The organism is Pseudomonas sp. KBN10P06128, from assembly GCF_037574945.1.
Taxonomy (GTDB): domain Bacteria; phylum Pseudomonadota; class Gammaproteobacteria; order Pseudomonadales; family Pseudomonadaceae; genus Pseudomonas; species Pseudomonas aeruginosa.
The window spans coordinates 1,775,927-1,802,345 of sequence record NZ_JBBELR010000001.1; the positions used below are offsets into that span (position 1 = coordinate 1,775,927).

Below are 26,419 nucleotides of genomic sequence, written 5' to 3' on the forward strand. Positions count from 1 at the left end.
GCGGCCGACAGGTGATGCAGTCAGGGGTGACGGAGACGGCACCCGATCGCTTAGCGCCAGTTTGAATGGTAGATGGAATGAGGCAGAACCGGACTCTCGACAAGCCCCGCCTGCTCGGCCTGGTATGGCCCTTCATCGTCGTGGTGCTGTTGCAGGCCATGCTGGCGGGCGGCAGTCTCTACGTCCTCTCCGCGGTGCGCAGCTATGTCGGCGGCGAAAGCCTCTGGTCGAAGGGCCAGAAGGATGCCATCTACTATCTCACCCTCTATGCCGACTCACGCGCCGACGAAGACTTCCGCCGCTACGAGGAGGCCATCGCGATCCCCCTCGGCGACCGCGAGATGCGCCTTGCCCTGGACCAGCCCGACCCGGACATCGAGGCGGCCCGCCAGGGCATCCTCAAGGGCGGCAACCATGCCGACGACGTTACCGCGATCATCTGGCTGTACCGCAACTTCCACGACTTCAGTTACTTCGAGCGCGCCATCGAGCTGTGGCTGGTGGGCGACAAGTACGTCATGGAACTGATCGACGTCGCCGGCAAGATGCGCGCGGGCATCGGCACCGGGCAGGCCAGTGCCGAGCAGGTGCAACAGTGGAAGACCGAGATCCACGCGATCAACGAGAAGGTCACGCCGGCGGCCAAGGCCTTCAGCGACGCCCTCGGCGAGGGCTCGCGGGCCTTGCTCAGGCTGCTGCTGGTGGCCAACCTGACCACCGCCAGCGTGCTCATCCTCCTGGCGTTCCTGCGTACCCGGCAGCAACTGATGCAGCGCCAGGAAGTGGAGAACGCCCTCGATGCCGAGCGCGAACGGGCCCAGATCACCCTGGCCTCGATCGGCGACGGAGTGATCACCGCCGACACCCAGGGGGGCATTTCCTACCTCAACCCGGCCGCCGAGCAGATGACCAACTGGACGCTGGACAAGGCCCGCGGCCTGCCCCTGGCGTCGCTGTTCCGGATCGTCGACGAAAGCTCGCGGGAGGAGGGCATGCTGCTGATCGAGCAGATCCTCAGCGGCGAGATCGACGGCGGCCGCGAGCATTCCAAGCTGGTCCTGCGCCACGACGGCAGCAGCGTGCCGGTGACCCTGGTGGGCGCGCCGATCCATCGCGGCGGCGAGATCACCGGGGTGGTCCTGGTGCTTCACGACATGACCCGCGAGCGCCAGTACATGGCGCGCCTGTCCTGGCAGGCGACCCACGATGCGTTGACCGGGCTGACCAACCGCCGCGAGTTCGAGTATCGCCTGCAGATAGCGCTGGAACGCCTGGAGCGCAACAGCGGGCGGCACGCCCTGATGTTCCTCGACCTGGACCAGTTCAAGCTGGTCAACGACACCTGCGGCCACGCCGCCGGCGACGAACTGCTGCGCCAGGTCTGCACCCTGCTGCAACAAGGCTTGCGCGAGGGCGACACGCTGGCGCGGCTGGGCGGCGACGAGTTCGGCATCCTGCTGGAGAACTGCCCGGCGGAAAAAGCCGTGGAGATCGCCGACCATCTGCGCAAGACGGTCCAGGACCTGCACTTCACCTGGAGCGGGCAGCCGTTCAACTGCACCGTCAGCGTCGGCCTGGTGCACCTGCTGCCGGGTATCTCGACCCTCGAGGAGGCACTGCGCTCCGCCGACATGGCCTGCTACATGGCCAAGGAAAAGGGGCGCAATCGGGTCCAGGTGTTCCATCAGGACGACGTCGAACTGTCGATGCGCTTCGGCGAGATGACCTGGGTCCAGCGCATCCACCTGGCGCTGGAGGAAGACCGCTTCAGCCTCTATGCCCAGCCCATCGTGCCGCTGGGCGAAGGCGCGGAGGAGGGCTTGCACGTCGAACTGCTGCTGCGCCTGCGCGACGAGGGCGGGCGCCTGGTGCCGCCGCTGAGCTTCATACCCGCCGCCGAGCGCTATGGCCTGATGACGCTGATCGACCGCTGGGTGGTGGAGAATGCCTTCCGCACCCTCGTCGAGCGCGCCCAGGACCCTCGCGCCGAGCCGATCGGCACCTGCGCCATCAACCTCTCCGGCGCGACCATCGGCGACGAGTCGTTCCTGCAGTTCCTCACCGAGCTGTTCGCCCGTTACCGCATTCCGCCGCAGACGATCTGCTTCGAGGTCACCGAAACCGTGGCGGTTGCCAACCTGGCCAGCGCCATCCGCTTCATCAACGAGCTCAAGGACACCGGTTGTCGTTTCTCCCTGGACGATTTCTGCGCCGGCATGTCGTCCTTCATCTACCTCAAGCACCTGCCGGTGGATTACCTGAAGATCGATGGCAGCTTCGTCAAGGACATGCTCGAGGATCCCATCGATCGCGCTATGGTCCAGGTGATCAACCATATCGGCCACGTGATGGGCAAACGTACCATCGCCGAGTTCGTCGAGACCGTCGAAGTGATGGAGGCGCTGCGCGAGATCGGCATCGACTATGCCCAGGGCCTGGCCATCGGCGCGCCCCTGCCGTTCAGTCGCCAGCCTCCGGGCGCAGGGCTGGATGCCCAGGGCCTGTGGCCGAGCCTCGGACAGAACCTCCGGTAGGTGACCGCGGAGCGAAGAAAGAGTAGTTTCGCTGCTATGAGGCCGTTGCCGAGAAGAAGAGAAGGGAGACGGGTGTGAGCGAGTTCTTTGACCGTACGGGCCCCTTGCAGGAGGCGGGAAGCTATCCGCAGTGGGCGCAGCAACTGATCGTCGACTGCCAGGCGAGCAAGGACCGGGTTTCCGGCCACGAGCTGTACCGGCGCATGCGCGACGCCGAGCTGAGCCCGGCGCTGATGCGCCTGTACCTGATCGGCGGCTGGCCGGTGGTCGAGCAGTTCCCCTTGTACATGTCGCAGAACCTGCTGAAGACCCGTTTCGCCCGCCATCCCGGCGAAGACATGGCGCGCCGCTGGCTGATGCGCAACATTCGGGTCGAACTCAACCACGCCGACTACTGGCTGCACTGGGCCGAGGCCCACGGCGTGAGCCTGGCCGAGATCCAGGCGCAAGACGTGCCGGCCGAACTGCACGCGCTCAGCCACTGGTGCTGGCACACCTGCGCCAGCGACTCACTGCCGGTGGCCATGGCCGCCACCAACTACGCCATCGAAGGCGTCACTGGCGAGTGGTCGGCGCTGGTCTGTTCGAACGGCGTCTACGAAAACGCCTTCCCCAAGGAAGGCCGCAAGCGCGCCATGAAGTGGCTCAAGCTCCACGCCCAGTACGACGATGCCCACCCCTGGGAGGCGCTGGAGATCATCTGCACCCTGGCCGGCACCAATCCCAGCGCCGAGCTGCGCCGGCAACTGCGCGACGCGATCTGCAAGAGCTACGACTACATGTACCTGTTCCTCGAGCGCTGCATGCAGCTGGAGGAGGCGCGCAGCGCCCGCAAGCTCGCGGTCGGCGCGGAGTAGTCTTGCGCGCAGCGGAATCCCGGCGTGTTCTGCCGGGATTCCGCTGGTCCTCAAGGCACCAGGATGATCTTCTCGCAGGTGCCTTCGTTCACTGCCCGGTACTGCTCAACGCCCTGCTCCAGCGGGACTTCCCGCAGCCCGTCCGGCAGCGGCAGGCGGCCTTGGTCGAACAGTTTGCCGAAGGCGTCGAGGAAGCCTGCGCAGGCTTCCACGCCATAGAGCAGCGAGTTGATCCCCACCACCGAGCCACCGCGACGGTACAGGTTCAACGCCGGCAGGCGCACATGGCCGTCGGCTGGTGCGGCGATGATCGCCAGGCGACCGAAGGCGGCCAGCGCCGGGACCGCCGCCTCGAGCCAGAAACCGGTCGTATCGAAGATCACCTCGGCCCCGCCGGGGAAGATCCCTTCCACCTGTGCCGCCAGTTCGGCCGGCTCGCCCAGCAGCAGCGCGGCGATGCCCTGCGTTTCCAGCGCCTGGCGTTGCTCCTCGCGCCGCACCGCGCCGATCGCTTCGGCCCCCAAGGCCTTGGCCAGCGCCAGCGCGGCCTTGCCGACCGCGCCGTTGGCGCCGATTACCAGGAGCCGGGTACCGGCCTTGACCTGGCTGCGTTGCAGGGCGTCCCAGGCGGTGCTGTAGGGCACCCCGCAACTGGCGGCCTGGGCGAAGCTCAGGCTTTCCGGCTTGAGCGCGACGCCGGCGGCTGGCAGGGTCAGGAACTGCGCGTGGCTACCGTCGCGGAAGAATCCCGGCTCCCGCCCGGTGCCCCAGACCGCCTGGCCGAGCAGGGCCTTCGGTCCCTCCACCACCACCCCGGCGAAGTCGCGGCCCGGTACCCGGGGCAGGGTGGTATAGGGGAAGCGGCCGAGGACGTTCTTCACGTCGCTCGGATTCAGCCCGGCGGCGCGGATTTCCACCCGCACCTCATCGGCGGCGGGAAGCGGATCGGGCATGTCCACCAGCTTGAGGGCGGCGAGGTCGCCGGTACGGTCGAATTGCAGTGCTTTCATTGGGGGCTCCGTGTCGTCGCGGCGATCAGTGCAGCCACTGCTGCAGCAGGTCGCGGCCAAGGGGGAAAAGCTGTTCGCCGAGCTGCATGCCAAGCAGGCCGACCAGGGCGATGGCGGGTGGCGCCGGCGAGCGGAAGTCGAGTACGGCGTAGAGCACGCCGACCAGCAGGCCGATGCCGAGGGAGATCAGGTAGTTCATGGCGGCTGACAGGGACGGTGAACGATGGTGCCAGTCTAGTTGGCCGAAAAAACATCTATCGGCCAATCGCTATCGAATACCGGTCAAGGCTGGAACGGCTGGTGATGCTCGGCCCTGTACTCGGTGGGAGAGACGCCCAGCTCGCGGCGGAACATGTCGCTGAAGGCGCTCGGCGTATATCCCAGGGCATGGGCGATGCCTGCCACCGGACGGCCATCGATCAGTGCGGCGGCGGCGGTCGCCAGCTGCACCTGCCGCCGCCAGTCGGCGAAGCCCATGCCCAGGCTGCGCTGGAACAGGCGCGAGAGGGTCCGCACGCTGGCCCCGGCGTCTTCGGCCAGGCGCTCCAGGCCGATGTCCAGGGAGGGATTGGCCATCACCGCCTGGCACAGCGCGAGCAGGCGCCTGTCGGAGGCGTCCGGCAGCGGTACGCGGAGGCTGGAACGGCGCGCGCGACCGAGTTCGAGCACGGCGAGATCGGCCAGCGCCCGATAGTAGTGGGGGTCGCTCTGTCGTTCCTGCTCCACCAGGCTGACGATCAGCTCGCGCAGCAGCGGGCCGACCACCAGCACCAGGGTGCGGTCCTCCAGGCCGCGGGAGAGTTCCGGGCTCAGGTAGATGTTGCGCATCTGCAACTCGGACGCGATCCGCACCGCATGGCGCAGGCCCGGAGGCAACCAGACCGCCCGTTGCGGCGGGACCGGCAGGGCCTCGTCGGGCGTCTCCAGCCACATCATCCCGGACACCGCATAGAGCACCTGGCCCCAGGCGTGCTCGTGGGCATCGACGCGGTGCCCGGCAGGATAGCTGCGGGCGACGCCGCGCAGGGGCCGGCGGCTGTCGCTCAGGTCGGGTGGGGCGGGTCGTGCCATGGGAATGCCGTCGCGGAGTAAAGACGCAGGTTAACCGCTTGACGCCGATCATGCAGCGCCGGCTTTCAGCGCAGCCGTGACAGCGCTGCTGGCAGCTTTTCGCTCCGCCCTGTAAGGATAATTTTACGAAGACCGGGCGTTCGCCATGCATGCCGCCGGCGCGTAAGGAATAGTTGCCAGAAACCCTGCGCCAGGCCCTGCGCCGGGCCCTGCCGACGGCTTGTCCGCCGCGCCGCCACGGGGTGAGATGAAGGCATCTCCCATGTCGCCGGCCGCCTGGACCGGCGGCGGTCCATTCAACAAGAACAACGAGGAGGCCGGATGAACGCCGTGGCCAAGATCGAACAGCACAATCCCATCGGTACCGACGGATTCGAATTCGTCGAGTTCACCGCCCCCGACGCCAAGGGCATCGAGCAGCTGCGCCAGCTGTTCAACATGATGGGCTTCACCGAAACCGCCAAGCATCGTTCCAAGGAAGTCTTCCTGTTCCAGCAGAACGATATCAACATCGTGCTCAACGGCAGCCCGACCGGGCATGTCCACGAATTCGCCCTCAAGCACGGCCCGAGCGCCTGCGCCATGGCCTTCCGGGTGAAGAACGCTTCCCAGGCCGCCGCCTACGCCGAATCCCAGGGTGCCAAGCTGGTGGGCAGTCACGCCAACTTCGGCGAGCTGAACATCCCCTGCCTGGAAGGCATCGGCGGTTCGCTGCTGTATCTCGTCGACCGCTACGGCGACCGCAGCATCTATGACGTCGACTTCGAGTTCATCGAAGGCCGCAGCGCCAACGACAACTCGGTCGGCCTGACCTACATCGACCACCTGACCCACAACGTCAAGCGCGGCCAGATGGACGTCTGGTCCGGTTTCTACGAGCGCATCGCCAACTTCCGCGAGATTCGCTACTTCGACATCGAAGGCAAGCTCACCGGCCTGTTCTCCCGCGCCATGACCGCGCCTTGCGGGAAGATCCGCATCCCGATCAACGAGTCGGCCGACGATACCTCGCAGATCGAGGAATTCATCCGCGAATACCATGGCGAAGGCATCCAGCACATCGCCCTGACCACCGACGACATCTATGCCACCGTGCGCAAGCTGCGCGCCAACGGCGTGAAGTTCATGTCGACCCCGGACACCTACTACGAGAAGGTCGACACCCGCGTCGCCGGGCATGGCGAGCCGCTCGAGCAACTGCGCGAACTGAACCTGCTGATCGACGGCGCCCCGGGCGACGACGGCATCCTGCTGCAGATCTTCACCGACACGGTGATCGGCCCGATCTTCTTCGAGATCATCCAGCGCAAGGGCAACCAGGGCTTCGGCGAGGGCAATTTCAAGGCCCTGTTCGAGTCCATCGAGGAAGACCAGATTCGCCGCGGCGTGATCTGATCCCGCTGCCGCCAGCCTGTTCCGGGGCTGGCGGTTTTCCTTGCGCTCCGCGTTTCCGTTCCAGCGGCGCCGATCGCGCCAGCCTTGCCCGCACCGCCGAGCCACGAGCCTGGCGGCCCATTCACGTCACGTACAACAACAAACAGGTGACGCATGATCCGTGAGTCCTTCCTTCGCCCAGCCGACCGCCCGCCGCCACGCGCCCCGCATGGCGCCCGCCGTGCGCCTGCCGCCTGAGCCGCACGGCCCCGTTTCGCCTCCGACAACAATAAATTTCCACTTGCGTGAGATAACTCAATGGACGGCCAACATCCGCATTCGGGCGAGCTCAAGCGCGGCCTGAAGAATCGTCACATCCAGTTGATCGCCCTCGGCGGCGCCATCGGCACCGGCCTGTTCCTCGGCTCGGCCGGGGTGCTCAAGTCGGCGGGCCCGTCGATGATCCTCGGCTACGCCATCGCCGGCTTCATCGCTTTCATGATCATGCGCCAGCTCGGCGAGATGATCGTCGAGGAGCCGGTTGCCGGCTCCTTCAGCCACTTCGCGCACAAGTACTGGGGCGGCTTCGCCGGCTTCCTCTCCGGCTGGAACTGCTGGGTGCTGTACATCCTGGTCGGGATGTCGGAACTGACCGCGGTCGGCAAGTACATCCACTACTGGTGGCCGGAGGTGCCGACTTGGGCCACGGCGGCGTTGTTCTTCGTCGTCGTCAACGCGATCAACCTGGCCAATGTCAAGGCCTTCGGCGAAGCCGAGTTCTGGTTCGCGATCATCAAGGTGGTGGCGATCATCGGCATGATCCTGCTCGGCTGCTACCTGCTGTTCAGCGGCAGCGGCGGTCCGCAGGCTTCGGTGAGCAACCTCTGGGCACACGGCGGTTTCTTCCCCAACGGAGTGAGCGGCCTGGTGATGGCCATGGCGATCATCATGTTCTCCTTCGGTGGCCTGGAAATGCTCGGCTTCACCGCGGCCGAGGCGGACAAGCCGAGGACGGTGATCCCGAAGGCGATCAACCAGGTGATCTATCGCATCCTGATCTTCTACATCGGCGCCCTGGTCGTGCTGCTCTCGCTGACGCCCTGGGACAGCCTGCTGCAGACCCTCAACGCTTCCGGCGATGCCTACAGCGGCAGCCCGTTCGTGCAGATCTTCTCGATGATCGGCAGCGGCACTGCCGCGCACCTGCTGAACTTCGTGGTGCTCACCGCCGCACTGTCGGTGTACAACAGCGGCACCTATTGCAACGGCCGCATGCTTCTCGGCCTGGCCGAGCAGGGCGATGCCCCGCGCGCGCTGGCCAGGGTCGACAAGCGCGGCGTACCGGTACGCGCCCTGGTGGTATCGGCGCTGGTGACCTTCCTCGCGGTGGTGGTGAACTATGTGATCCCGCACCAGGCGCTGGAGCTGCTGATGTCGCTGGTGGTGGCGGCGCTGGTGATCAACTGGGCGATGATCAGCATGGCGCACCTGAAGTTCCGCGCGCAGATGGACCGCCAGGGCACCCGCACGCACTTCCGCGCGTTCTGGTATCCGTACGGCAACTACCTGTGCATGGCCTTCGTGGTGTTCATCCTCGGCGTCATGTTGCTGATCCCCGGCATCCAGGTCTCGGTCTATGCCATCCCGGTCTGGCTGCTGGTGATGTGGGCCTGCTACCGACTCAAGGGAGCCCCGCGGCCGATGCCGGGCCTGCGGGTGAAGCCGGTCACCGAGTGATCGATGGGGCGCCGGCGCGCAGAGGAGAGGGGAGCGCTCCTTTGCGCGTCCCGGCGGCCCACAAGACTTTTTCTAGGGGCGCCTGTCGTTGACGCGGCAGGTGCCGAATTCCTACAGTGGCAGCGCCATTTTTTCTCGTTAGAGGGATTTCCATGAAAAAAGCGCTCTGGCTGCTTCTGGCTGCCGTTCCCGTGGTCCTGGTCGCCTGCGGCGGCAGCGACGACGACAAGCAGACCGCCCAGGTCGATTACCTGGCCCTGCCGGGGGATGCCAAGCTGGATACCCGCAGCGTCGACTACAAGTGCGAGAACGGTCGCAAGTTCACCGTGCAGTACTTGAACAAGGGCGACAACAGCCTCGCCGTGGTGCCGGTCAGCGACAACTCGACGCTGGTCTTCAGCAATGTGATTTCCGCCTCCGGCGCCAAGTACGCCGCCGGCCAGTACATCTGGTGGACCAAGGGCGAGGAAGCCACCCTCTACGGCGACTGGAAGGGCGGCGAGCCCACCGACGGGGTCGCCTGCAAGGAGCGTTGAGTTCGACCTGGCGCCTTAGCCGAAATGAAGGAACCCGGCCGCGGCCGGGTTTCTTTTTGCCTGCTTTTCCGCTCGGCAAAGGGGTTATGCTGGCAGCCCCGTTGGTCCACCGTGCCGCCCCATGCTGATCATCTCCAATGCCGTCCACCTGCCCGATCATGAGATCGAGCTGAATGCCATTCGCGCCCAGGGCGCCGGCGGGCAGAACGTCAACAAGGTCTCCAGCGCGGTGCACCTGCGCTTCGACATCCAGGCCTCGTCGTTGCCGCCGTTCTACAAGGAGCGTCTGCTGGCACTGAACGACCAGCGCATCAGCGGCGACGGCGTGGTGGTGATCAAGGCCCAGCAGTACCGGACCCAGGAGCAGAACCGCGAGGATGCCCTGGAGCGCCTGGCGGAGTTGATCCGCAGCGTGGCCAAGGTGCAGAAGGCGCGGCGCCCGACCAAGCCTACGCGCGGCTCGCAGAAGCGCCGGCTGGACGGCAAGACCAAGCGCGGCGCGGTGAAGGCCGGGCGCGGCAAGGTGGATTTCTGAGCCGGCCGGTCTTCGCGACGGATCAGCGTACGGCCTGGGCCACCGGCTGGCCGAGGCCGCGCTCGCGGTCGCGTTGCAGGCGATAGGCCTTGGCCGAGGCCGGGATCGCAGTGACCTGGCCGGTTTCCAGCCAGCGTCGCAGGCGGGTGGCGTCGGCGAAGTGGGTGTACTTGCCGAAGGCGTCCAGCACCACCAGATTGACCGGGCTGCGGTTGATCGTGGTGCGCATCACCAGGCAGTGGCCTGCCTCGTTGGTGAAGCCGGTCTTGGTCAACTGAATGTTCCAGGTCTTGTTGTTGATCAGGTGGTTGGTGTTGCGGAAGCCCAGGGTGTAGTTGGGGTGGCGGAAGGCCACGGTCTTCTCCGGAGTGGTGCTCCACTGACTGAGCAGCGGGTACTGCCGGCTAGCCACCAGCAGGCGGGTGAGGTCGCGAGCGGTGGAGACGTTGTGCAGCGACAGCCCGGTCGGCTCGACGTAGCGGGTGTTCTTCATTCCGAGGGCGTGGGCCTTGGCGTTCATCGCCTTGACGAAGGCGTTCTTGCCGCCCGGATAGTTCTGCGCGAGGCTGGCGGCGGCGCGGTTCTCCGAGGACATCAGGGCGAGCAGGAGCATGTCCCGGCGGCTGATCTGGCTGCCGACCCGCACTCGGGAAAACACCCCGCGCATTTCGCTGGTCTCGCTGATGGCGATCGGCAGTACCTCGTCCAGCGGCAGTTTCGAGTCGAGCACGACCATGGCGGTCATCAGCTTGGTGATCGAGGCGATCGGCACCACCAGGTCGGGGTTGCGCGAGTAGAGCACCTTGCCGGTGTTCTGGTCGGTAACCAGCGCGCTGCCCGACGCCAGCTCCTGTTGCAGCGGCAGCCCGGCCTTGGGCGGTGGGGAGGCGGATACCGCGGTGGCAACGCTGAGGGACAGGAACAGGGTGACCAGTGACAGGAGACGGTTTCTCACGTGCGTTGCTCACTAAGACGAGAAAGTGGGGGCCGTGGGGCGCAGTGTGAACTGGTGCCCATAATTGAGCATTTTATGCTCTTTTGTAGGAAAAGCACGTAGGGCTTTGAAAGTGCTGACTTATGGTTGGCCCGGTTCGGAGAGGTTCGGCGGATAACGCCTGTGGCGGTATTCGCCCTACGCCCACAAGGTCGTGGTGCGGTAGGGCGAATAACCGCAACGCGGTTATCCGCCGCCTCGGCGGGAGTGCGCGGCATTCGCTGGGGCGAAAAAAAGCCGGCCATCACAGCCGGCTCAGGGTAACCGTGAGGGTTCAGTCCGCGCAGACCTGGGCGATGGCTTGCGCCAGGCGGTCGAGGCGGCGCGCGTCGAGACCGGCGACGTTGGCCCGGCCGCTGGAGACCAGGTAAACGGCGTGCTCGTCGCGCAGCCGAGCGACCTGCTGCGGGCTCAGTCCGGTATAGGAAAACATCCCGCGTTGCGCGCCGAAATGGGCGAAGCGCTCGGCCAGGCCGTGCGGCGCCAGGGCTTCGACCAGGCCGATGCGCAGGCTGGCGATGCGCGAGCGCATGCCTTCGACCTCTTCCTGCCAGAGTCCCTTCAACTCGCTGTCGCCGAGGATCGCCGCGACCACCTCGGCGCCATGCGCCGGCGGGGTCGACCAGAGGTTGCGGGCGAGGAAGGCCAGTTGGCTACGCACGTCGGTGAGCTTCTCGGCGTTCTGCGCGCAGACGATCAGCGCGCCGACGCGGTCGCGGTACAGGCCGAAGTTCTTCGAGCAGGAACTGGTGACCAGCACCTCCGGCAGTTCGCCGGCGAACAGGCGTACCGCCCAGGCGTCTTCCTCGAGACCGTCGCCGAAGCCCTGGTAGGCGAAGTCGATCAGCGGCAGCAGCTCGCGGCGACGTACCACGTCGAGCACCCTGCGCCAGTCGTCGTGGCTCAGGTCGAAACCGGTCGGGTTGTGGCAGCAGGCATGCAGCAGCACCACGTCTCCCTGGGGAATGCGCTCCAGGCCAGCAAGCATCGCCTCGACATCCAGGCGGTTGTCGGCGCTGACGTAGGGGTAGTGGGAAACCTTCAGGCCGGCGGCGGCGAACAGCGTCTCGTGGATCGGCCAGGTCGGGTCGCTCAGCCAGATGCCGCGGCCGGGCAGGCAATGGGCGATGAAGTCGCCGGCCAGGCGCAAGGCGCCGGTGCCGCCGGGCGTCTGGGTGGCGTCGGCGCGTTGCTCCAGCAACAGCGGCGAGGCGGCGCCGAGCGCCAGTTCCGCCAGGCGCGCGGCGAACAGCGCATCGCCGTGGCCGCCGACGTAGCTCTTGGTGGTTTCCTGCTCGACCAGGCGCTGCTCGGCGAGTTTCACCGAGCGCAGGATCGGGGTCAGGCCCTGGGCATCCTTGTAGACACCGACGCCGAGGTCCAGCTTGTCCGCGCGCGGATCGTTGCGGTAGGCGTCGAGCAGGCCCAGGATCGGGTCGCCCGGTACGCGGGCGACCTTGGCGAAATGACTCATTTGCGCCCCTCGGCGGTTTTCGCTACCTCGTCGGTGCGCGCCGCCATGATGAAGTCGTTGCGGTGCAGGCCCTTGATCGAGTGGCTCCACCAGGTCACGGTGACTTTGCCCCACTCGGTCAGCAGGCCCGGATGGTGGCCTTCGGCCTCGGATATCTCGCCGACGGCATTGGTAAAGGCCAGGGCGTGCTTGAAGTTCTTGAACAGGTAGACCTTCTCCAGTTGCATGATGCCGTCGCGGACTTCGATGTTCCAATCCGGGATCTGCCGCAGCAGCACGGGCAGTTCTTCGTCGCTGACGTGCGGGGCGTCGGCGCGGCAGGCTTCGCAATGGGCTTGGGTGAGTGCGGTCATGGTGGGAGTCCTTGGTTGTCGCATGTGGGAGCGGCGGACGGGCCGTGCCCGTCCACCATAGTACAAGGCCGCCGCGGGGTCAGCCGCGGCGGCGGCGTTTCTCGTCAGGCCGCCTGCTTGGGCGGGAACAGCGGCGCGTGCAGGCCCAGGCGCATGGCCTCGTGGACCAGTGCCATGATGTCTTCCTGGGCCAGTTGGAACAGGCGCTTGAGGTCGGGCAGGACGAAATAGAGCGGTTGCAGGATGTCGATGCGGTAGGGCGTGCGCATCGCCTCCAGCGGATTGAAGGCCTGGTGCAGCGGCTCGTCGGAGAGGCAGTAGACGGTCTCCTTCGGCGAGGAGAGGATGCCGCCGCCGTAGATGCGCTTGCCCTGGTCGGTCTCGACCAGGCCGAACTCGATGGTCATCCAGTACAGGCGGGCGAGGAACACGCGTTCCTCCTTGCTCGCCTTGAGGCCGAGCTTGCCGTAGGTATGGGTGAACTCGGCGAACCAGGGGTTGGTCAGCAGTGGGCAGTGGCCGAAGATCTCGTGGAAGATGTCCGGCTCCTGCAGGTAGTCCAGTTCTTCCGGGGTGCGGATGAAGGTGGCGACGGGGAATTGCTGGCTGGCCAGCAGTTCGAAGAAGGTCTGGAACGGAATCAGCGCCGGAACCCGCGCCACGCGCCAGCCGGTGGTGGCCTGGAGAACCCTGTTGATCTCGTCGAGCTGGGGGATCCGGTCGTGGGGCAGGCCGAGCTGTTCGATGCCGTCGAGGTATTCCTGACAGGCGCGGCCTTCGATCACCTTCAGTTGCCGGGTGATCAGGGTATTCCAGACCTGGTGCTCGGTTTCCGGATAGTGGATGAAACCGTTGTCGTCGGGCTGGCGGGCCACGTACTGCGTCGTTTTCATACGGACTCCATGAGCGGCTTGTGGCCGCGGGGTCTTTGTTGTTGTCGTTGCCTTATCGATACCGCGTCGGGACGGTCCGTGCAGCCCCGGATAGGGACCGGGCAACGGGGAGGAATCGGCGTTTTCGTAAAGTTTTCCTTACGAATTGGCCTGGGTCGCCTGTTCATTGGGCCAGGCATTGTTGCTGGTGAGTCTAACTGTCACATATTCTTGACGGAAATTTCCGGCCGGGAGTTAAAAAAACCGGCCGCGAGCCCATCAGAACGACAACACCGGGCCACGCCATGCGTATCAAAGTGCACTGCCAGAACCGTGTAGGCATCCTCCGCGACATCCTCAACCTGCTGGTCGACTATGGCATCAACGTCAATCGCGGCGAAGTCGGCGGCGACCAGGGCAACGCCATCTACCTGCTCTGTCCGAACATGATCAACCTCCAGTTGCAGTCGCTGCGGCCCAAGCTGGAGGCGGTGCCGGGGGTCTTCGGGGTCAAGCGCGTCGGCCTGATGCCCAGCGAGCGCCGGCACCTGGAACTCAACGCGCTGCTCGCCGCCCTGGACTTCCCGGTGCTCTCGGTGGACATGGGCGGGCAGATCGTCGCCGCCAACCGTGCCGCCGCGCAGTTGCTCGGCGTGCGCGTCGACGAGGTGCCGGGGATTCCGCTGTCGCGCTATGTCGAGGACCTCGACCTGCCCGAACTGGTGCGCGCCAACAAGGCGCGGATCAACGGGCTGCGGGTCAAGGTGAAGGGCGACGTGTTCCTCGCCGACATCGCGCCGCTGCAATCCGAGCACGACGAGAGCGAGGCACTGGCTGGAGCGGTGCTGACCCTGCATCGCGCGGATCGCGTCGGCGAGCGCATCTACCATGTGCGCAAGCAGGAGCTGCGTGGCTTCGACAGTATCTTCCAGAGTTCGCGGGTAATGGCCGCGGTGGTCCGCGAGGCGCGGCGCATGGCGCCGCTGGACGCGCCGCTGCTGATCGAGGGCGAGACCGGCACCGGCAAGGAGCTGCTGGCGCGCGCCTGCCACCTGGCCAGCCCGCGCGGGCAGTCGCCGTTCATGGCGTTGAACTGCGCCGGCCTGCCGGAATCCATGGCCGAGACCGAGCTGTTCGGCTATGGTCCGGGAGCCTTCGAGGGCGCCCGTCCGGAAGGCAAGCTCGGCCTGCTGGAGCTTACCGCCGGCGGCACGCTGTTCCTCGACGGCGTCGGCGAGATGAGCCCGCGCCTGCAGGCCAAGCTGTTGCGCTTCCTGCAGGACGGCTGTTTCCGCCGGGTCGGCAGCGACGAGGAGGTGTACCTGGACGTGCGGGTGATCTGCGCCACCCAGGTAGACCTGTCCGAACTCTGCGCCAAGGGCGAATTCCGCCAGGACCTCTATCACCGTCTCAATGTGCTCTCGCTGCACATCCCGCCGCTGCGCGAGTGCCTGGATGGCCTGGCGCCGCTCGCCGAGCATTTCCTCGACCAGGCCAGCCGGCAGATCGGCTGCGGCCTGCCGAAGCTTTCCGCGCAGGCGCTGGAACGTCTCGAACGCTACCACTGGCCGGGCAACGTGCGGCAATTGGAAAACGTGCTGTTCCAGGCGGTTTCGCTGTGCGAAGGGGGAACGGTCAAGGCCGAGCACATCCGCCTGCCGGACTACGGCGCACCGCAGCCGCTGGGGGATTTTTCCCTGGAAGGAGACCTCGACGCCATCGTCGGGCGCTTCGAGAAGGCGGTGCTGGAGCGCCTGTTCCGCGAGCATCCGAGCAGCCGCCAGTTGGGCAAGCGCCTCGGCGTTTCGCATACCACGGCGGCGAACAAGCTGCGCCAGCATGGCGTGGGGCAAGGCGAGGGCTGAGCGGCATGCTTGCCGGTTTGTTGCAGGCTGGGAAAGAAACGGCGGAGGCGTCGGCTCCTGTGGAAGGGCGGCAGCGCGGTGAGGCGCGGGGAAGACGGCCAGGATGTTCGCCGAGGGGCGGGATTGTCGCCGCCGAGTACACAATGATCGCGCCGGATGGGCGAGCTGCCCCTCGTGGCGCGATCCTTCGGAGGTCGACCCGGAGGTCGAGGAGAGTTTAGCCGCCAGTGCAGCCGTTGCCCCAGACCTGATATTCGACGGTATGTTTCTGACCGTTCGAATCTTCGTAGGTCATGCGTGCGGGAACGATGCCGCACGCATTGGAAGTGTCGGTTGAAGATATAACGCGAGCCACATCCAGTTGCATGCCATAGGCATATTCTTCAACAGCGTTTTCCTGCTGGCTGGCAGGTTGATCCTGGGCGCCAGCCGCCATCACCAGCGGCGAGCAGGCGAACAGGGCCATCAGGGCGAAAGCCTTCATTACTATTTACCTGAGTAGTTTCTGAGTGGGTACGATCTGCCGTCGGAAGACAGGCGGACAGGTCACCGGTGCAACTCGATAAACAAGGCTGGATAAGTAAGTCTGCAATCAAGTTGCGGAGTCGAAGTGCAACGGGAGTTAACTTCGGCTGCTGGGTTAATTGTAAGTTCGGATAGGCTGCGACATATAGACTCAGTCAAGACAAGAACCTTGTACGGATCGGTAACAATATCCCTGTGGCCTTCTGCGCCGCGGCTTTTCGACCGGCTCACGGGTTTCTTTCCTGGCCCAGGGGCGATTGCGGGTCGAGCAGGGCGCTGCGAATGAAGTGCAGGTAGCTGAGCACCCGTCGCAGCGGCGAGGTATCGAACTGCGGTGCGCGCGGCTCCGGCGCCGCCCGTACCGCCATGATCGCCTGGTTCACCGCGTGCAGGGCGCGCTGACGGTTGCTCGGCCCGGGTTGCAGGAACAGCCGGATCAGCGCCCGGCCCATCAGGCGGATCGCCCGGCGCCAGGCGGTGCGTTCGGCGTAGCAGGGCTCCTGGGGCAGGCGTTGTTGTTCCAGGCGCAGCTCGATGATCGCCTGGCCGACCTCCAGCACCAGGAACATCCAGCCGAGCAACCGGCGTTGCACGTCCGGGCGGCCGGCGGAGAAGGTGTAGGCCTGGTTCAGCAGGTCGCGGGTGCCGCTTTCGAAACCGGAGACCAGGCCCTTGCTCTTGCCGCTGATGGCGAACACTACCCGCTCGCGCAGGTCGTGCTCCAGGCGCTTCCACATCCACGGCCGGTTCGGCGGCAGGATCACCCTGGCGGCGACCGTGGCGAGGACCATCGACAAGAGTAGTGCCAGGTATTCGTTGAAGAAGGCCAGGGCGTCGTAGCGCGCCATGTTGGCCGGCAGCGAGGCGAAGCAGAACCACACCAGCAGGCCGACGCCGTAGCCGTTCCACTGCGGCCGCCAGAGCAGCAGGGCGCCGACCGCGAAGACCGGCAGCAGGCAGCAGAGCAGCATCGGGAAACCGTCCACGTGGGGTAGCAGGTAGAGCAGCACGAACAGCCCGGTGCAGGCCCCGGCGAGGGTCCCGAGGGTGAGTTGCAGCGACAACCGGCCGGGATTCGGCGAGGTCGAGGAGAGCGCCGAGATCAGTACCGCGGTGAGGGCGAAGGTGCCGCCGTGGGGCCAGGAGGTCTGGATCCAGAACGTGCCGAGCAGGCCGATCATCAGCGCGCTGCGCGCTCCGGCGACCAGCGCGGCGACCGGGTTGGCGCGGGCGACGAAGCTTTCCTTCCATTGCTCGCGGGCATGGTGGTGTTCGGCCAGGGAAGCGTGGGTCAGGGCGTAGTTGTGCAGGTCGTCGGTGAAACGGAAGGCCAGTTCGGCGGCGGTGTTGAAATCCAGCAGGTCGTTCTCGCCGGGGCGCTGCTCCACCAGGCGCTGGCGGGCCTGGCGGATGTTCTGCATCAGTTCCGGCTTGTAGGCCTCGATGCGTTCGGCCAGGCGCGCGGCGTCGGCGTCGGTGGGCGTCCGTTCGCGAATCGGCGCGAGCAGCCCGGCAAGCTCCGCCAGGCAGGGCGCCAGGACCTCCAGGACATTCTGCGCGCCGCGCCCGCGCAGGCGTTCGAGCAGGCGGTGGAGGCCGTGGAAGCGACTGGTCATGACCATGAATTCGTTGTTCAGGCGAATCAGCCGGCCGCTGCGCAGGCGCATGTGCGGATCTTCGAAAGTAGTGGCGCTGCGCAGGTTTTCCAGGCCCACGGACTGGGCGACGAAGCGCGCGCTGAGCTCGCCGAAGCGCTCGCCGTCGAGGCTGCCCTGCAGGCCTTCGGCGGCGAACCCGGCGAAGTCGCGGAAGCGCCCGTAGAGTGTGTTGCGCAGGGCGGCGCCGCTGGTCTGCGGCAGGAAGATGGCGCTGACGGTACCGGTGCAGAGGATGCCCAGGGATATTTCCAGGACCCGCCACAGCGCCGCCATGAAGGCGCCTTCCGGGTGCGCGGTGGCTGGAATCCCGATCATGGTCGCGGTGTAGCCGGCGAGTACGCAGGCGTAGCCGCGGAAATCGCGGTAGCGCGCGGCGCCGGCGGTACACAGGCCGACCCAGAGCGCCAGGCAGGCGAGGAACAGCACGCGCTCCTGGGCGAACAGGGCGATCAGGGTGACCATCACGCTGAGGCCGATCAGGGTTCCGACGATGCGGTAGAAGCTCTTGGCCAGGACCTGCCCGCTCTGCGTCTGCATGACGATGAAGACCGTCACCAGCACCGTGCTCGGCTGCGGCAGCTCCAGGCGATAGGCCAGCCACAGGGCGAGGCTGGCGGTGAGCAGGGCCTTGAACACGAAGACCCAGGCGACGCCGTCGCTACGCGCCCATTCGAGCAGGGCGCGGCGCAATTCGTCGGGGCTGGGAAAGAACGCGAGGGGAGCCGGTGGAACCAGGGGGAGACCTTTCCGGGTGGCGCGGGGCACTGCTGCGAATCCTGAACGACGGCGAGGGGAGGCCGAAACGGCTGGGAATTCTAGGAGCGCCGGCGCTTGCGGATAAGAGCTCGGATAGGTGAAAAATTTTTGTCACAAAAGGCAATAATAGGTGGGTTGACTCGTGACAGAATCTGCGCCGCCTTGGGGTGTCCTCCGGGTTGCGTGGAAAAGAGACGCGCCATAAGCGTCAGAGCCTAGAGGGCCGTGATGGATATCCTGTTCAATATGCGCGCGTTCGTCAGCGTCGCGGAGACCGGCAGTTTCACTGCCGCCGCCCAGCGCCTGGACCTGACGACCGCCTATGTCTCCCGTGCGGTGGCCAAGCTGGAGGCCCACCTGCAGACCCGCCTGCTGCATCGCACCACCCGGCGCATCGCGCTGACCGAAGCCGGGCAGCGCTACCTGATGCGCGCCCAGCAGATACTCGCCTACATCGAGGAGGCCGAGGCCGAGGCGGGCGACGCCCATGCGCGGCCGTCGGGCACGCTGAAGGTCCACGCGATGACCGGCATCGGCCAGCACTACCTGATCAAGGCCATCTCGCAATATTGCGAGACCTACCCGGAGGTTGGCTTCGACCTGACCCTGGCCAACCGGATCACCGACATTCTCGACGAGGGCTACGACATTTCCGTGGTGATCGCCCCCGAGCTGCCGGACTCCGGTTTCGTCTCCAAGTGCATCGGCCAGACCTACAGCATCCTCTGCGCCTCGCCGGGCTACATTGCCGCGCACGGCTTCCCCAAGCTGCCGGCGGAGCTGTCCGCGCACCGTTGCCTGCGCCTGGTGAACTCGGTGATGTCGCTGGACCGCTGGCTGTTCGACGGGCCCGACGGCCAGGAACTGGCCTGCATCAACCAGACGCATTTCCAGGTCAACACCGCCGACGCCATGACCGAGGCGGTGGTCTCCGGCATGGGTATCGGCGCGCTGCCGGTGTACGCGGCGGTCAACGGCCTGAAGGACGGCAGCCTGGTGCGGGTGTTGCCGCGCTATAGCCTGTTCCATCTCAACGTCTACGCCCTCTACCCCTCGCGGCAGTACCTGGATGCGAAGATCCGCACCTGGGTCGAGTTCCTCCGCGAGCACATGCCGGCGATGCTCGCCGCGGACGAGCGCAGCCTGGCGGAGAGCGGTGGGTTGGCGAACTGAGCGGGAGTGGTGGGCGGCGCCCTTCGCGACGATCGCACCCCGGCTTGTCGGGAGTCGTAGGGCGGATAACCGCCTGGCGGTTGTCCGCCGATTCTCCGGAGCCCCGCGGATAACGCCAGGGGCGTTATCCGCCCTACAGGCTGTCTCCCACCCTCTGCAACTCCTCGATCAACGCCCGCAGGCAACTCGGCAGTGCTTCCAGGTCGCGTACCAGCAGGCTGCGCTCGCGGATCGCCCAGGGCTCGTCGAGTTCGATGGTCGCCAGCTTCATCGTCCGGCTGTGGCGGCGCGCGGCGGACTGCGGGATCACGCCGATGCCGACGCCGCCCTCGATCATCCGGCAGATCGCCTCGAAGCTGGAGACCTGGATGCGCAGCGATAGCTGCTCGCCCATCTGCTCCACCCGTTCGTACAGGAAGGCGTGCAGGGTGGTGCCCTCGGGCAGGCCGATATGCTGGAACTGCAGGGTGTCGCGCAGGCGTACCCTGGCCTGTCCGGCCAGCGGATGGCCCTGGGGCACCGCCATCACCAGGCGGTCGGTGCTGAAATGCAGGACCTGCAGGCCACTGGCCGCCACCGGCCCGGCGATGATGCCGAGGTCGGTGGAGCCGTCCAGCACGCCGCGGACAATGTCGCGGCTGAGGCGTTCCTGCAGGTCGACGGTGACCCCGGGACGAGCGGCGAGGAAGCCGGCGAGGATTTCCGGAAGGAATTCGGTGACCGCGGTGGTATTGGCGAAGATGCGGATATGCCCGGCGGCGTCGCTGCCGTACTCGGTGAACTCGCTCTTCAGGTATTCCACCTGGCGCATGATCAGCCGCGCGTGCTGTAGCAGGCGCTGGCCCGCCGGGGTCAGTTCGACGCCGCGGCTGTCGCGATACAGCAGGCGGCTGCCAAGCTGGCCTTCGAGCGCCTTGACCCGCGCGCTGGCGGCGGCCGGGGAAAGGAAGGCGCGGCGCGCGCCCTGGGTCAGGCTGGGCGACTCGGCGATATGGATGAACAGGCGCAGGTCGGCGAGATCGAAATGCATGGGCACTCCATGGCGTTCGGCAAATCCGAACGCGCCATTGCGTAATTGCAAATTCTCAAAACGCTAGCATCCTATCATTCTCCTCCCATCACCCCCTAGGTCATGGGAAGCCACGCATGAGTGAGTCCGCTTTCGCCCCCTGGATCGGTCGCCAGGAAGAAACCCACGATCAATTGAGCCGCAACCTGGTCAAGCGCATCGCCGCCACCTTCGGCGAGCCGACCCCGGCCCACGGCGAAGCGCTGCCGCCGCTCTGGCACTGGGCGTTCTTCCAGGACCCGGTGGAGGCCGCCGGCCTCGGCGTCGACGGCCACCCGGCGCGCGGCGGTTTCCTGCCGCCGGCGGACGATCGCAACCGCATGTGGGCCGGCGGGCGCCTGGAGTTCCACCAGCCGCTGCGGGTCGGCGGCGAGGCCAGCCGCACCTCGACCATCCTCCGGGTCGAGGAGAAGCACGGTCGCAGCGGCGCGCTGCTGTTCGTCACCCTGCGCCACGACTACCGCCAGGACGGCCAACTGGCGCTGAGCGAAGAGCACGACATCGTCTACCGCGAACCGACCCCGCCCAAGCTCGGCGGTACCGAGGCCTTGCCCGAGGGCGACTGGCGCGAGGCGCTGGAGCCCGATCCGGTGTTGCTGTTCCGCTACTCGGCGGTGACTTTCAACGGCCACCGCATTCACTACGACTGGCCCTATGTCACCGATGCCGAAGGCTATCCGGGCCTGGTGGTGCACGGTCCGCTGATCGCCACCCTGGCCCTGCGCGCGTTCTGCCGGGCCAATCCGCAGGCGCGCCTGCGTCGCTTCGCCTATCGCGGCCTGCGCCCGCTGATCTGTCCCGAGCCGTTCGAGGTCGGCGGCCGCCTGCTCGCTGCCGGCAAGGCCGAGGTATGGGTCGGCAATGGCGCCGGCCTGGCCCAGCGCGGCGACGTGGAATTCGACTGAAAGGGCCCCAGCGCCCATCCAACGACAAGAATCGAGGAGTCACCGATGAATCCGAACAGCGAAGAGCTGAACGCGATCCGCGAGGGCGTACGTGCCCTCTGCGCCGAATTCGACGCCGCCTACTGGCGCCGCATCGATGAGCAGCGCGGTTTTCCCGAGGCCTTCGTCAAGGCCCTGACCGACGCCGGCTGGCTCTCGGCGATGATCCCGGAGGAGTACGGCGGTTCCGGTCTGGGCCTGGCCGAGGCCTCGGTGATCCTGGAGGAAGTCAACCGCTGCGGCGGCAACTCCGGCACCGTGCACGGGCAGATGTACAACATGTTCACGTTGCTGCGTAACGGCAGCGAGGCGCAGAAGCGCTTCTACCTGCCGAAGCTGGCCAGCGGCGAGCTGCGCCTGCAGTCGATGGGGGTGACCGAGCCGACCACCGGCACCGATACCACCAAGATCAAGACCACCGCCGTGCGCAAGGGCGACCGCTATGTGATCAACGGGCAGAAGGTGTGGATCTCGCGGATCCAGCACTCCGACCTGATGATCCTGCTGGCGCGCACCACGCCGCTGGCCGAGGTGAAGCGCAAGTCCGAAGGCATGTCGATCTTCCTCGTCGACCTGCGCGAGGCCATCGGCAAGGGCCTGACCGTGCAGCCGATCGCCAACATGGTCAACCACGAGACCAACGAGCTGTTCTTCGACAACCTGGAGATCCCCGCCGATAGCCTGATCGGCGAGGAAGGCAAGGGCTTCCGCTACATCCTCGACGGCCTCAATGCCGAGCGCACCCTGATCGCCGCCGAATGCATCGGCGACGGCCGCTGGTTCATCGACAAGGCCAGCCACTATGCCCGCGACCGCGTGGTCTTCGGCCGGCCGATAGGGCAGAACCAGGGCGTGCAGTTCCCCATCGCCGAGGCGCACATCGAAGTGGAGGCCGCCGACCTGATGCGCTGGCGCGCCTGCCAGGAGTACGACGCCGGGCTCAACGCCGGGGCCAGCGCGAACATGGCCAAGTACCTGGCGGCGAAAGCTTCCTGGGAGGCGGCCAACGCCTGCCTGCAGACCCACGGCGGCTTCGGCTTCGCCTGCGAGTACGACGTCGAGCGCAAGTTCCGCGAGACCCGCCTGTACCAGGTGGCGCCGATCTCCACCAACCTGATCCTGTCCTACGTGGCCGAGCACCTGCTCGAACTGCCGCGCTCGTTCTGAAGCGGGAGCCGCCCATGCAGATCGACCGTCTCGACCACCTGGTGCTCACCGTCCGCGACATCGACGCCAGCATCGATTTCTACACCCGCGTGCTGGGCATGCGCGCCGTTACCTTCGGCGCGGGTCGCAAGGCCCTCGCCTTCGGTGCGCAGAAGATCAACCTGCACCAGGCCGGGGGCGAATTCGAACCCAAGGCCGAGCGACCTACGCCAGGGTCCGCCGACCTCTGTTTCATCGTCGCCACGCCACTCGAGGCGGTGGCCGAGCAACTGCGCCAGCAGGCCGTGGAAATCCTCGAGGGCCCGGTGCAGCGCACCGGCGCCGGCGGGCCGATCCTCTCGCTGTACCTGCGCGACCCCGACCTGAACCTGATCGAACTGAGCAACCCGCTGTAGGCCGCGTGCCTCGGGACAACTACAAGAGAGCGTTGGTCATGACCGACTACACCCAGCAACTCGCCGGCTTTCTCGCCGGCCTGCGCTACCAGGACCTGCCGCCGGCGGTGCTGGCGCGGATGGAAGAATTGTTCCTCGACTGGCTCGGCTCGGCGCTGGCCGGCAAGGGCCAGCATCCGATCCCATTGTTCGAGCGCTACGCCGAACGCATGGGCCCGGCCGACGGTAGCGCGCAGATCCTGCCCAGCCGGCGGCGCAGCTCGCCGTATTTCGCCGCCCTGGTGAACGGCGCGGCTTCCCACGTGGTGGAGCAGGACGACCTGCACAACAGCTCGGTGCTGCACCCCGCGGCGGTGGTCTTCCCTGCTGCCCTGGCCGCGGCCCAGGACCTCGGCCGCAGCGGCGCCGAGCTGATCCTCGCGGCGGTGGCCGGCTACGAGGCCGGCATCCGCATCGGCGAATTCCTCGGCCGTTCCCACTACCGGGTGTTCCATACCACTGCCACGGTCGGCACCCTCGCCGCGGCAGTGGCGGTGGGCAAGCTGATGGACTTCGACCGCGAGCGCTTCGTCGACCTGCTCGGCAGCGCCGGAACCCAGGCCGCCGGGCTCTGGGAGTTCCTCCGCGACGCCGCCGATTCCAAGCAGTTGCATACCGCCAAGGCCGCCGCCGACGGGCTGCTCGCCGCCTATCTCACCGCCGACGGCCTGAGCGGCGCGCGACACATCCTCGAAGGCGAGCAGGGGATGGCCGCCGGGATGTCCAGCGACGCCGACCCCGAGCGCCTGGTGGATCGCCTCGGCAGCCGCTGGGCGTTGCTGGAAACCTCGTTCAAGTTCCACGCCTCGTGCCGCCATACCCATCCCGCGGCCGACGCGCTGCTGGCGCTGATGCAGCGCGAAGGGCTCGATCACTCGCAGATCGCCGCGGTCACCGCGCGGGTCCACCAGGGCGCCATCGACGTGCTCGGCCGGGTGGTCGAGCCGCAGACCGTGCACCAGGCGAAGTTCTCCATGGGCACCGTGCTGGGCCTGATCGCCGTGTACGGCAAGGCCGGCCTCGGCGAGTTCCATCGGCATGCGCTGAGCGACCCGCGGGTCGCAGCGTTCCGCGAGCGGGTCGAGATGCGCCTGGACCCGGAGGTCGACGCCGCCTATCCGCAGCGCTGGCTCGGGCGGGTCGAAGTACTGGATCGCGAAGGGCGGCGCCATACCGCCGCCATCGACGAACCCAAGGGCGATCCCGGCAATACCCTCAGCCGCGACGAACTGGCCGACAAGTTCCGCCGCCTGCTGGCGTTCTCCGGCGCGGCCACCGACGCCGAGGCGGAAATCCTTATCCAGCGCGCCTGGGGCCTGCGCCAGGCGCCTTCCGTAGCGCCGCTGATCTGATCAACCGAACCAGCCGCACCTCGTCTTCGACGGACGAGGGCAGGGAGTCCGACCCATGACACAATCCCACCGACCGCGCCCGCTCGACGGCATCACCGTGGTCAGCCTGGAGCACGCCATCGCCGCGCCGTTCTGCACCCGCCAACTGGCCGATCTCGGCGCGCGGGTGATCAAGATCGAACGCCCCGGCGTCGGCGATTTCGCCCGCGGTTACGACGAGCGGGTCAACGGCCTGTCGTCGCACTTCGTCTGGACCAATCGTTCCAAGCAGAGCCTCAGCCTCGACCTCAAGCAGGCCGAGGCGCTGCCGTTGCTGGAGAAGCTGCTGGCCGGCGCCGACGTGCTGGTGCAGAACCTCGCGCCGGGCGCCGCCGCGCGCCTGGGCCTGTCCTACGAGGCGTTGCGCGAGCGCTTCCCGCGACTGATCGTCTGCGATATCTCCGGCTACGGCGAAGGCGGTCCCTACGAGAAGAAGAAGGCCTACGACCTGCTGATCCAGAGCGAGGGCGGCTTCCTTTCGGTGACCGGCGGCGCCGGGCCGAACGAGATGGCCAAGGCCGGCTGTTCGATCGCCGATATCGCCGCCGGCATGTACGCCTACAGCAGCATCCTTTCGGCCCTGCTGCTGCGCGAGCGCACCGGCGAGGGCAGCCGCATCGACGTGTCGATGCTGGAGAGCCTGGTGGAGTGGATGGGCTACCCGATGTACTACGCCTACCAGGACGCGCCGCCGCCGCCGCGCGCCGGCGCTTCGCACTCGACCATCTACCCCTATGGGCCATTCCCCGCCGGCGACGGCGGCACAGTGATGCTCGGCCTGCAGAACGAGCGCGAGTGGCGGGCCTTCTGCGACAAGGTCCTGCGCCGCCCGGAGCTGGCCGACGACGAACGCTTCTCGGCGAACTTCAAGCGCTCGGCCAACCGCGAAGAGCTGCGTGCGCTGATCGTCGAAGCCTTCGCCGCCTTGCCGGCCGCCGAGGTGGTGGCGCGCCTGGAACAGGCGCAGATCGCCAGCGCCCACGTCAACGACATGGCCGGGGTCTGGGCGCACCCGCAGTTACAGGCGCGGCAACGCTGGACCTCCATCGACAGCCCGGCCGGGCGCCTGCCGGCGTTGTTGCCGCCGGCCAGCAGCAGCGCCTTCGTTCCGCGCATGGATGCGGTGCCGGCGCTGGGCGGCGACAGCGACGCGCTGCTTGCCGAACTGGGCTGTACCGCGGCCGATATCCAGCGCCTGCGCGCGACCGGAACGGTATGAGGAGGCGGACATGAACCGACAGATCGTGCGCAGCGCGCTGTTCGTCCCGGCGACCCGCCCGGAGCGGATCCCCAAGGCCCTTGCCAGCGGCGCCGACCGGGTCATCGTCGACCTCGAGGATGCGGTGGAGGAGGGGCTGAAGGTCGAGGCGCGGGCCAATCTCCGGCGTTTCCTCGTCGATACGCCGGAAGCCCGGGTGCTGGTGCGGATCAACGCGGCGGAGCATCCCGGGCATGCCGACGACCTGGCGCTGTGCCGCGACCACGCCGGAGTGATCGGCCTGCTCCTGCCGAAAGTGGAGAGCGCCGCCCAGGTGCGCCACGCCGCCGTGGCCAGCGGCAAGCCGGTCTGGCCCATCGTCGAGAGTGCCCGCGGCCTTGCCGCGCTGGGCGAGATCGCCGCCGCCGCGGGGGTCGAGCGGCTGTCCTTCGGCAGCCTCGACCTGGCCCTGGACCTCGATCTCAACAGCGGCAGCAACGCAGCCGAACAGATTCTCGGTCACGCCCGTTACGCACTGCTCCTGCAAACGCGCCTGGCAGGCCTGGCGCCGCCGCTGGACGGCGTCTATCCGGCGATCCAGAACCGTGCCGGACTGGTCGAGGCAGTGCGCTTCGCTCGCGACATGGGCTTCGGCGGGTTGCTGTGCATCCATCCGAGCCAGGTCGAGCCGATCCACCAGACATTGATGCCGAGTCCCGCGGAACTGGAGTGGGCGCGTCGGGTGGCAGAGGCCGGCGCCTCCGGTGCCGGCGTCTTCGTGGTCGACGGCGAGATGGTCGACGCGCCGGTGCTGGGGCGCGCGCGACGCCTGCTGGAGCGGGCCGGGGAGGGTGGCTGAACGCGTTCGACAGACGCGAACGCGGGCTTGAGC

General features: G+C 67.0%; 24 protein-coding genes. 14 read left to right on the plus strand and 10 right to left on the minus strand.

All coding sequences use genetic code 11. The features are described 5' to 3' along the window. Positions 1-77: 77 nt before the first annotated feature. Together VQ065_RS08255 and VQ065_RS08260 are read left to right on the plus strand one after the other, a co-directional pair. A complete protein-coding gene (locus tag VQ065_RS08255) occupies positions 78-2,534 on the plus strand; it encodes an EAL domain-containing protein (RefSeq protein WP_003134291.1) in 2,457 nt (818 codons plus the stop codon). Between the two features lie 74 nt (positions 2,535-2,608). Then, a complete protein-coding gene (locus VQ065_RS08260) occupies positions 2,609-3,391 on the plus strand; it encodes a TenA family transcriptional regulator (RefSeq protein WP_003085869.1) in 783 nt (260 codons plus the stop codon). A gap of 50 nt (positions 3,392-3,441) precedes the next feature. On the opposite strand, the gene VQ065_RS08265 is transcribed toward VQ065_RS08260, so the two are convergent. The 3 genes from VQ065_RS08265 to VQ065_RS08275 form a co-directional block, all read right to left on the minus strand. After that, the gene (locus tag VQ065_RS08265; protein ID WP_003085871.1) at positions 3,442-4,401 is read right to left on the minus strand and encodes a quinone oxidoreductase family protein; all 960 of its coding nucleotides are present in this window, start codon (positions 4,399-4,401) and stop codon (positions 3,442-3,444) included. Between the two features lie 25 nt (positions 4,402-4,426). After that, a complete protein-coding gene (locus tag VQ065_RS08270; protein ID WP_003085873.1) occupies positions 4,427-4,600 on the minus strand; it encodes a DUF1427 family protein in 174 nt (57 codons plus the stop codon). A gap of 83 nt (positions 4,601-4,683) precedes the next feature. Continuing rightward, positions 4,684-5,472 carry an AraC family transcriptional regulator gene (locus tag VQ065_RS08275; RefSeq protein ID WP_003085876.1) on the minus strand — a complete coding sequence of 263 codons (789 nt, stop codon included), beginning with the start codon at positions 5,470-5,472 and terminating at the stop codon, positions 4,684-4,686. A 321-nt stretch (positions 5,473-5,793) separates the two neighbouring features. On the opposite strand from VQ065_RS08275, the gene hppD reads away from it, so the two are divergent. From hppD to arfB, 4 genes are all read left to right on the plus strand, one after another. Further along, positions 5,794-6,867, plus strand: a complete 1,074-nt coding sequence (hppD, locus tag VQ065_RS08280) for a 4-hydroxyphenylpyruvate dioxygenase (RefSeq protein ID WP_003085882.1) — start codon at positions 5,794-5,796, stop codon at positions 6,865-6,867. 297 nt (positions 6,868-7,164) lie between these two features. Continuing rightward, on the plus strand, positions 7,165-8,583 hold the full coding sequence (locus VQ065_RS08285) for an amino acid permease (protein ID WP_003085884.1): 1,419 nt from the start codon (positions 7,165-7,167) through the stop codon (positions 8,581-8,583). A 152-nt stretch (positions 8,584-8,735) separates the two neighbouring features. Further along, positions 8,736-9,119 carry a lysozyme inhibitor gene (locus tag VQ065_RS08290; protein ID WP_003085889.1) on the plus strand — a complete coding sequence of 128 codons (384 nt, stop codon included), beginning with the start codon at positions 8,736-8,738 and terminating at the stop codon, positions 9,117-9,119. Positions 9,120-9,240: 121 nt separating this feature from the next. Continuing rightward, on the plus strand, positions 9,241-9,654 hold the full coding sequence (arfB, locus tag VQ065_RS08295; protein ID WP_003085891.1) for an alternative ribosome rescue aminoacyl-tRNA hydrolase ArfB: 414 nt from the start codon (positions 9,241-9,243) through the stop codon (positions 9,652-9,654). 22 nt (positions 9,655-9,676) lie between these two features. Here arfB and pbpG read toward each other — a convergent pair whose 3' ends face one another. From pbpG to phhA, 4 genes are all read right to left on the minus strand, one after another. Beyond that, the gene (gene pbpG, locus VQ065_RS08300) at positions 9,677-10,609 is read right to left on the minus strand and encodes a D-alanyl-D-alanine endopeptidase (protein ID WP_003085893.1); all 933 of its coding nucleotides are present in this window, start codon (positions 10,607-10,609) and stop codon (positions 9,677-9,679) included. Positions 10,610-10,922: 313 nt separating this feature from the next. Next, positions 10,923-12,122 carry an amino acid aminotransferase gene (locus VQ065_RS08305; protein WP_003085895.1) on the minus strand — a complete coding sequence of 400 codons (1,200 nt, stop codon included), beginning with the start codon at positions 12,120-12,122 and terminating at the stop codon, positions 10,923-10,925. Then, positions 12,119-12,475 carry a 4a-hydroxytetrahydrobiopterin dehydratase gene (locus tag VQ065_RS08310; RefSeq protein ID WP_003085898.1) on the minus strand — a complete coding sequence of 119 codons (357 nt, stop codon included), beginning with the start codon at positions 12,473-12,475 and terminating at the stop codon, positions 12,119-12,121. The genes VQ065_RS08305 and VQ065_RS08310 overlap by 4 nt, the downstream gene beginning before the upstream one ends. Positions 12,476-12,579: 104 nt before the next feature. After that, positions 12,580-13,368 carry a phenylalanine 4-monooxygenase gene (phhA, locus tag VQ065_RS08315; protein ID WP_003085900.1) on the minus strand — a complete coding sequence of 263 codons (789 nt, stop codon included), beginning with the start codon at positions 13,366-13,368 and terminating at the stop codon, positions 12,580-12,582. Positions 13,369-13,652: 284 nt separating this feature from the next. Here phhA and VQ065_RS08320 point away from each other — a divergent pair, with 284 nt between their 5' ends. After that, positions 13,653-15,212: a sigma-54-dependent phenylalanine hydroxylase transcriptional regulator PhhR gene (locus VQ065_RS08320; protein ID WP_003105980.1), complete on the plus strand. Its 1,560-nt coding sequence runs from the start codon at positions 13,653-13,655 to the stop codon at positions 15,210-15,212. Between the two features lie 217 nt (positions 15,213-15,429). On the opposite strand, the gene VQ065_RS08325 is transcribed toward VQ065_RS08320, so the two are convergent. Together VQ065_RS08325 and VQ065_RS08330 are read right to left on the minus strand one after the other, a co-directional pair. Continuing rightward, positions 15,430-15,696: a DUF2790 domain-containing protein gene (locus VQ065_RS08325; RefSeq protein ID WP_003085904.1), complete on the minus strand. Its 267-nt coding sequence runs from the start codon at positions 15,694-15,696 to the stop codon at positions 15,430-15,432. A 268-nt stretch (positions 15,697-15,964) separates the two neighbouring features. Further along, positions 15,965-18,160 carry an FUSC family protein gene (locus VQ065_RS08330; protein ID WP_003140839.1) on the minus strand — a complete coding sequence of 732 codons (2,196 nt, stop codon included), beginning with the start codon at positions 18,158-18,160 and terminating at the stop codon, positions 15,965-15,967. A 219-nt stretch (positions 18,161-18,379) separates the two neighbouring features. On the opposite strand from VQ065_RS08330, the gene VQ065_RS08335 reads away from it, so the two are divergent. Beyond that, positions 18,380-19,324: a LysR family transcriptional regulator gene (locus VQ065_RS08335; protein WP_003085907.1), complete on the plus strand. Its 945-nt coding sequence runs from the start codon at positions 18,380-18,382 to the stop codon at positions 19,322-19,324. A 133-nt stretch (positions 19,325-19,457) separates the two neighbouring features. Here VQ065_RS08335 and VQ065_RS08340 read toward each other — a convergent pair whose 3' ends face one another. Further along, positions 19,458-20,354 carry a LysR family transcriptional regulator gene (locus VQ065_RS08340; protein ID WP_003085908.1) on the minus strand — a complete coding sequence of 299 codons (897 nt, stop codon included), beginning with the start codon at positions 20,352-20,354 and terminating at the stop codon, positions 19,458-19,460. 116 nt (positions 20,355-20,470) lie between these two features. On the opposite strand from VQ065_RS08340, the gene VQ065_RS08345 reads away from it, so the two are divergent. Genes VQ065_RS08345 through VQ065_RS08370 form a run of 6 tightly spaced genes read left to right on the plus strand, consistent with a single transcriptional unit; the run spans position 20,471 to position 26,386 of the window. Continuing rightward, positions 20,471-21,298, plus strand: coding sequence for an FAS1-like dehydratase domain-containing protein (locus tag VQ065_RS08345; protein ID WP_003085910.1), 828 nt, complete (start codon positions 20,471-20,473; stop codon positions 21,296-21,298). 45 nt (positions 21,299-21,343) lie between these two features. Beyond that, positions 21,344-22,504, plus strand: coding sequence for an acyl-CoA dehydrogenase family protein (locus VQ065_RS08350; RefSeq protein WP_003085913.1), 1,161 nt, complete (start codon positions 21,344-21,346; stop codon positions 22,502-22,504). 14 nt (positions 22,505-22,518) lie between these two features. Further along, on the plus strand, positions 22,519-22,899 hold the full coding sequence (locus tag VQ065_RS08355) for a VOC family protein (protein WP_003085915.1): 381 nt from the start codon (positions 22,519-22,521) through the stop codon (positions 22,897-22,899). Between the two features lie 38 nt (positions 22,900-22,937). Then, entirely contained in the window at positions 22,938-24,290 is a 1,353-nt protein-coding gene (locus VQ065_RS08360) for an MmgE/PrpD family protein (protein WP_003085916.1), read from the plus strand. Positions 24,291-24,345: 55 nt separating this feature from the next. Beyond that, positions 24,346-25,548, plus strand: a complete 1,203-nt coding sequence (locus tag VQ065_RS08365) for a CaiB/BaiF CoA transferase family protein (RefSeq protein ID WP_003085918.1) — start codon at positions 24,346-24,348, stop codon at positions 25,546-25,548. Positions 25,549-25,558: 10 nt separating this feature from the next. After that, positions 25,559-26,386 (plus strand): HpcH/HpaI aldolase/citrate lyase family protein, encoded by an 828-nt coding sequence (locus tag VQ065_RS08370; RefSeq protein WP_003085920.1) that lies wholly within the window; start codon positions 25,559-25,561, stop codon positions 26,384-26,386. The last annotated feature ends 33 nt before the right edge of the window (positions 26,387-26,419 follow it).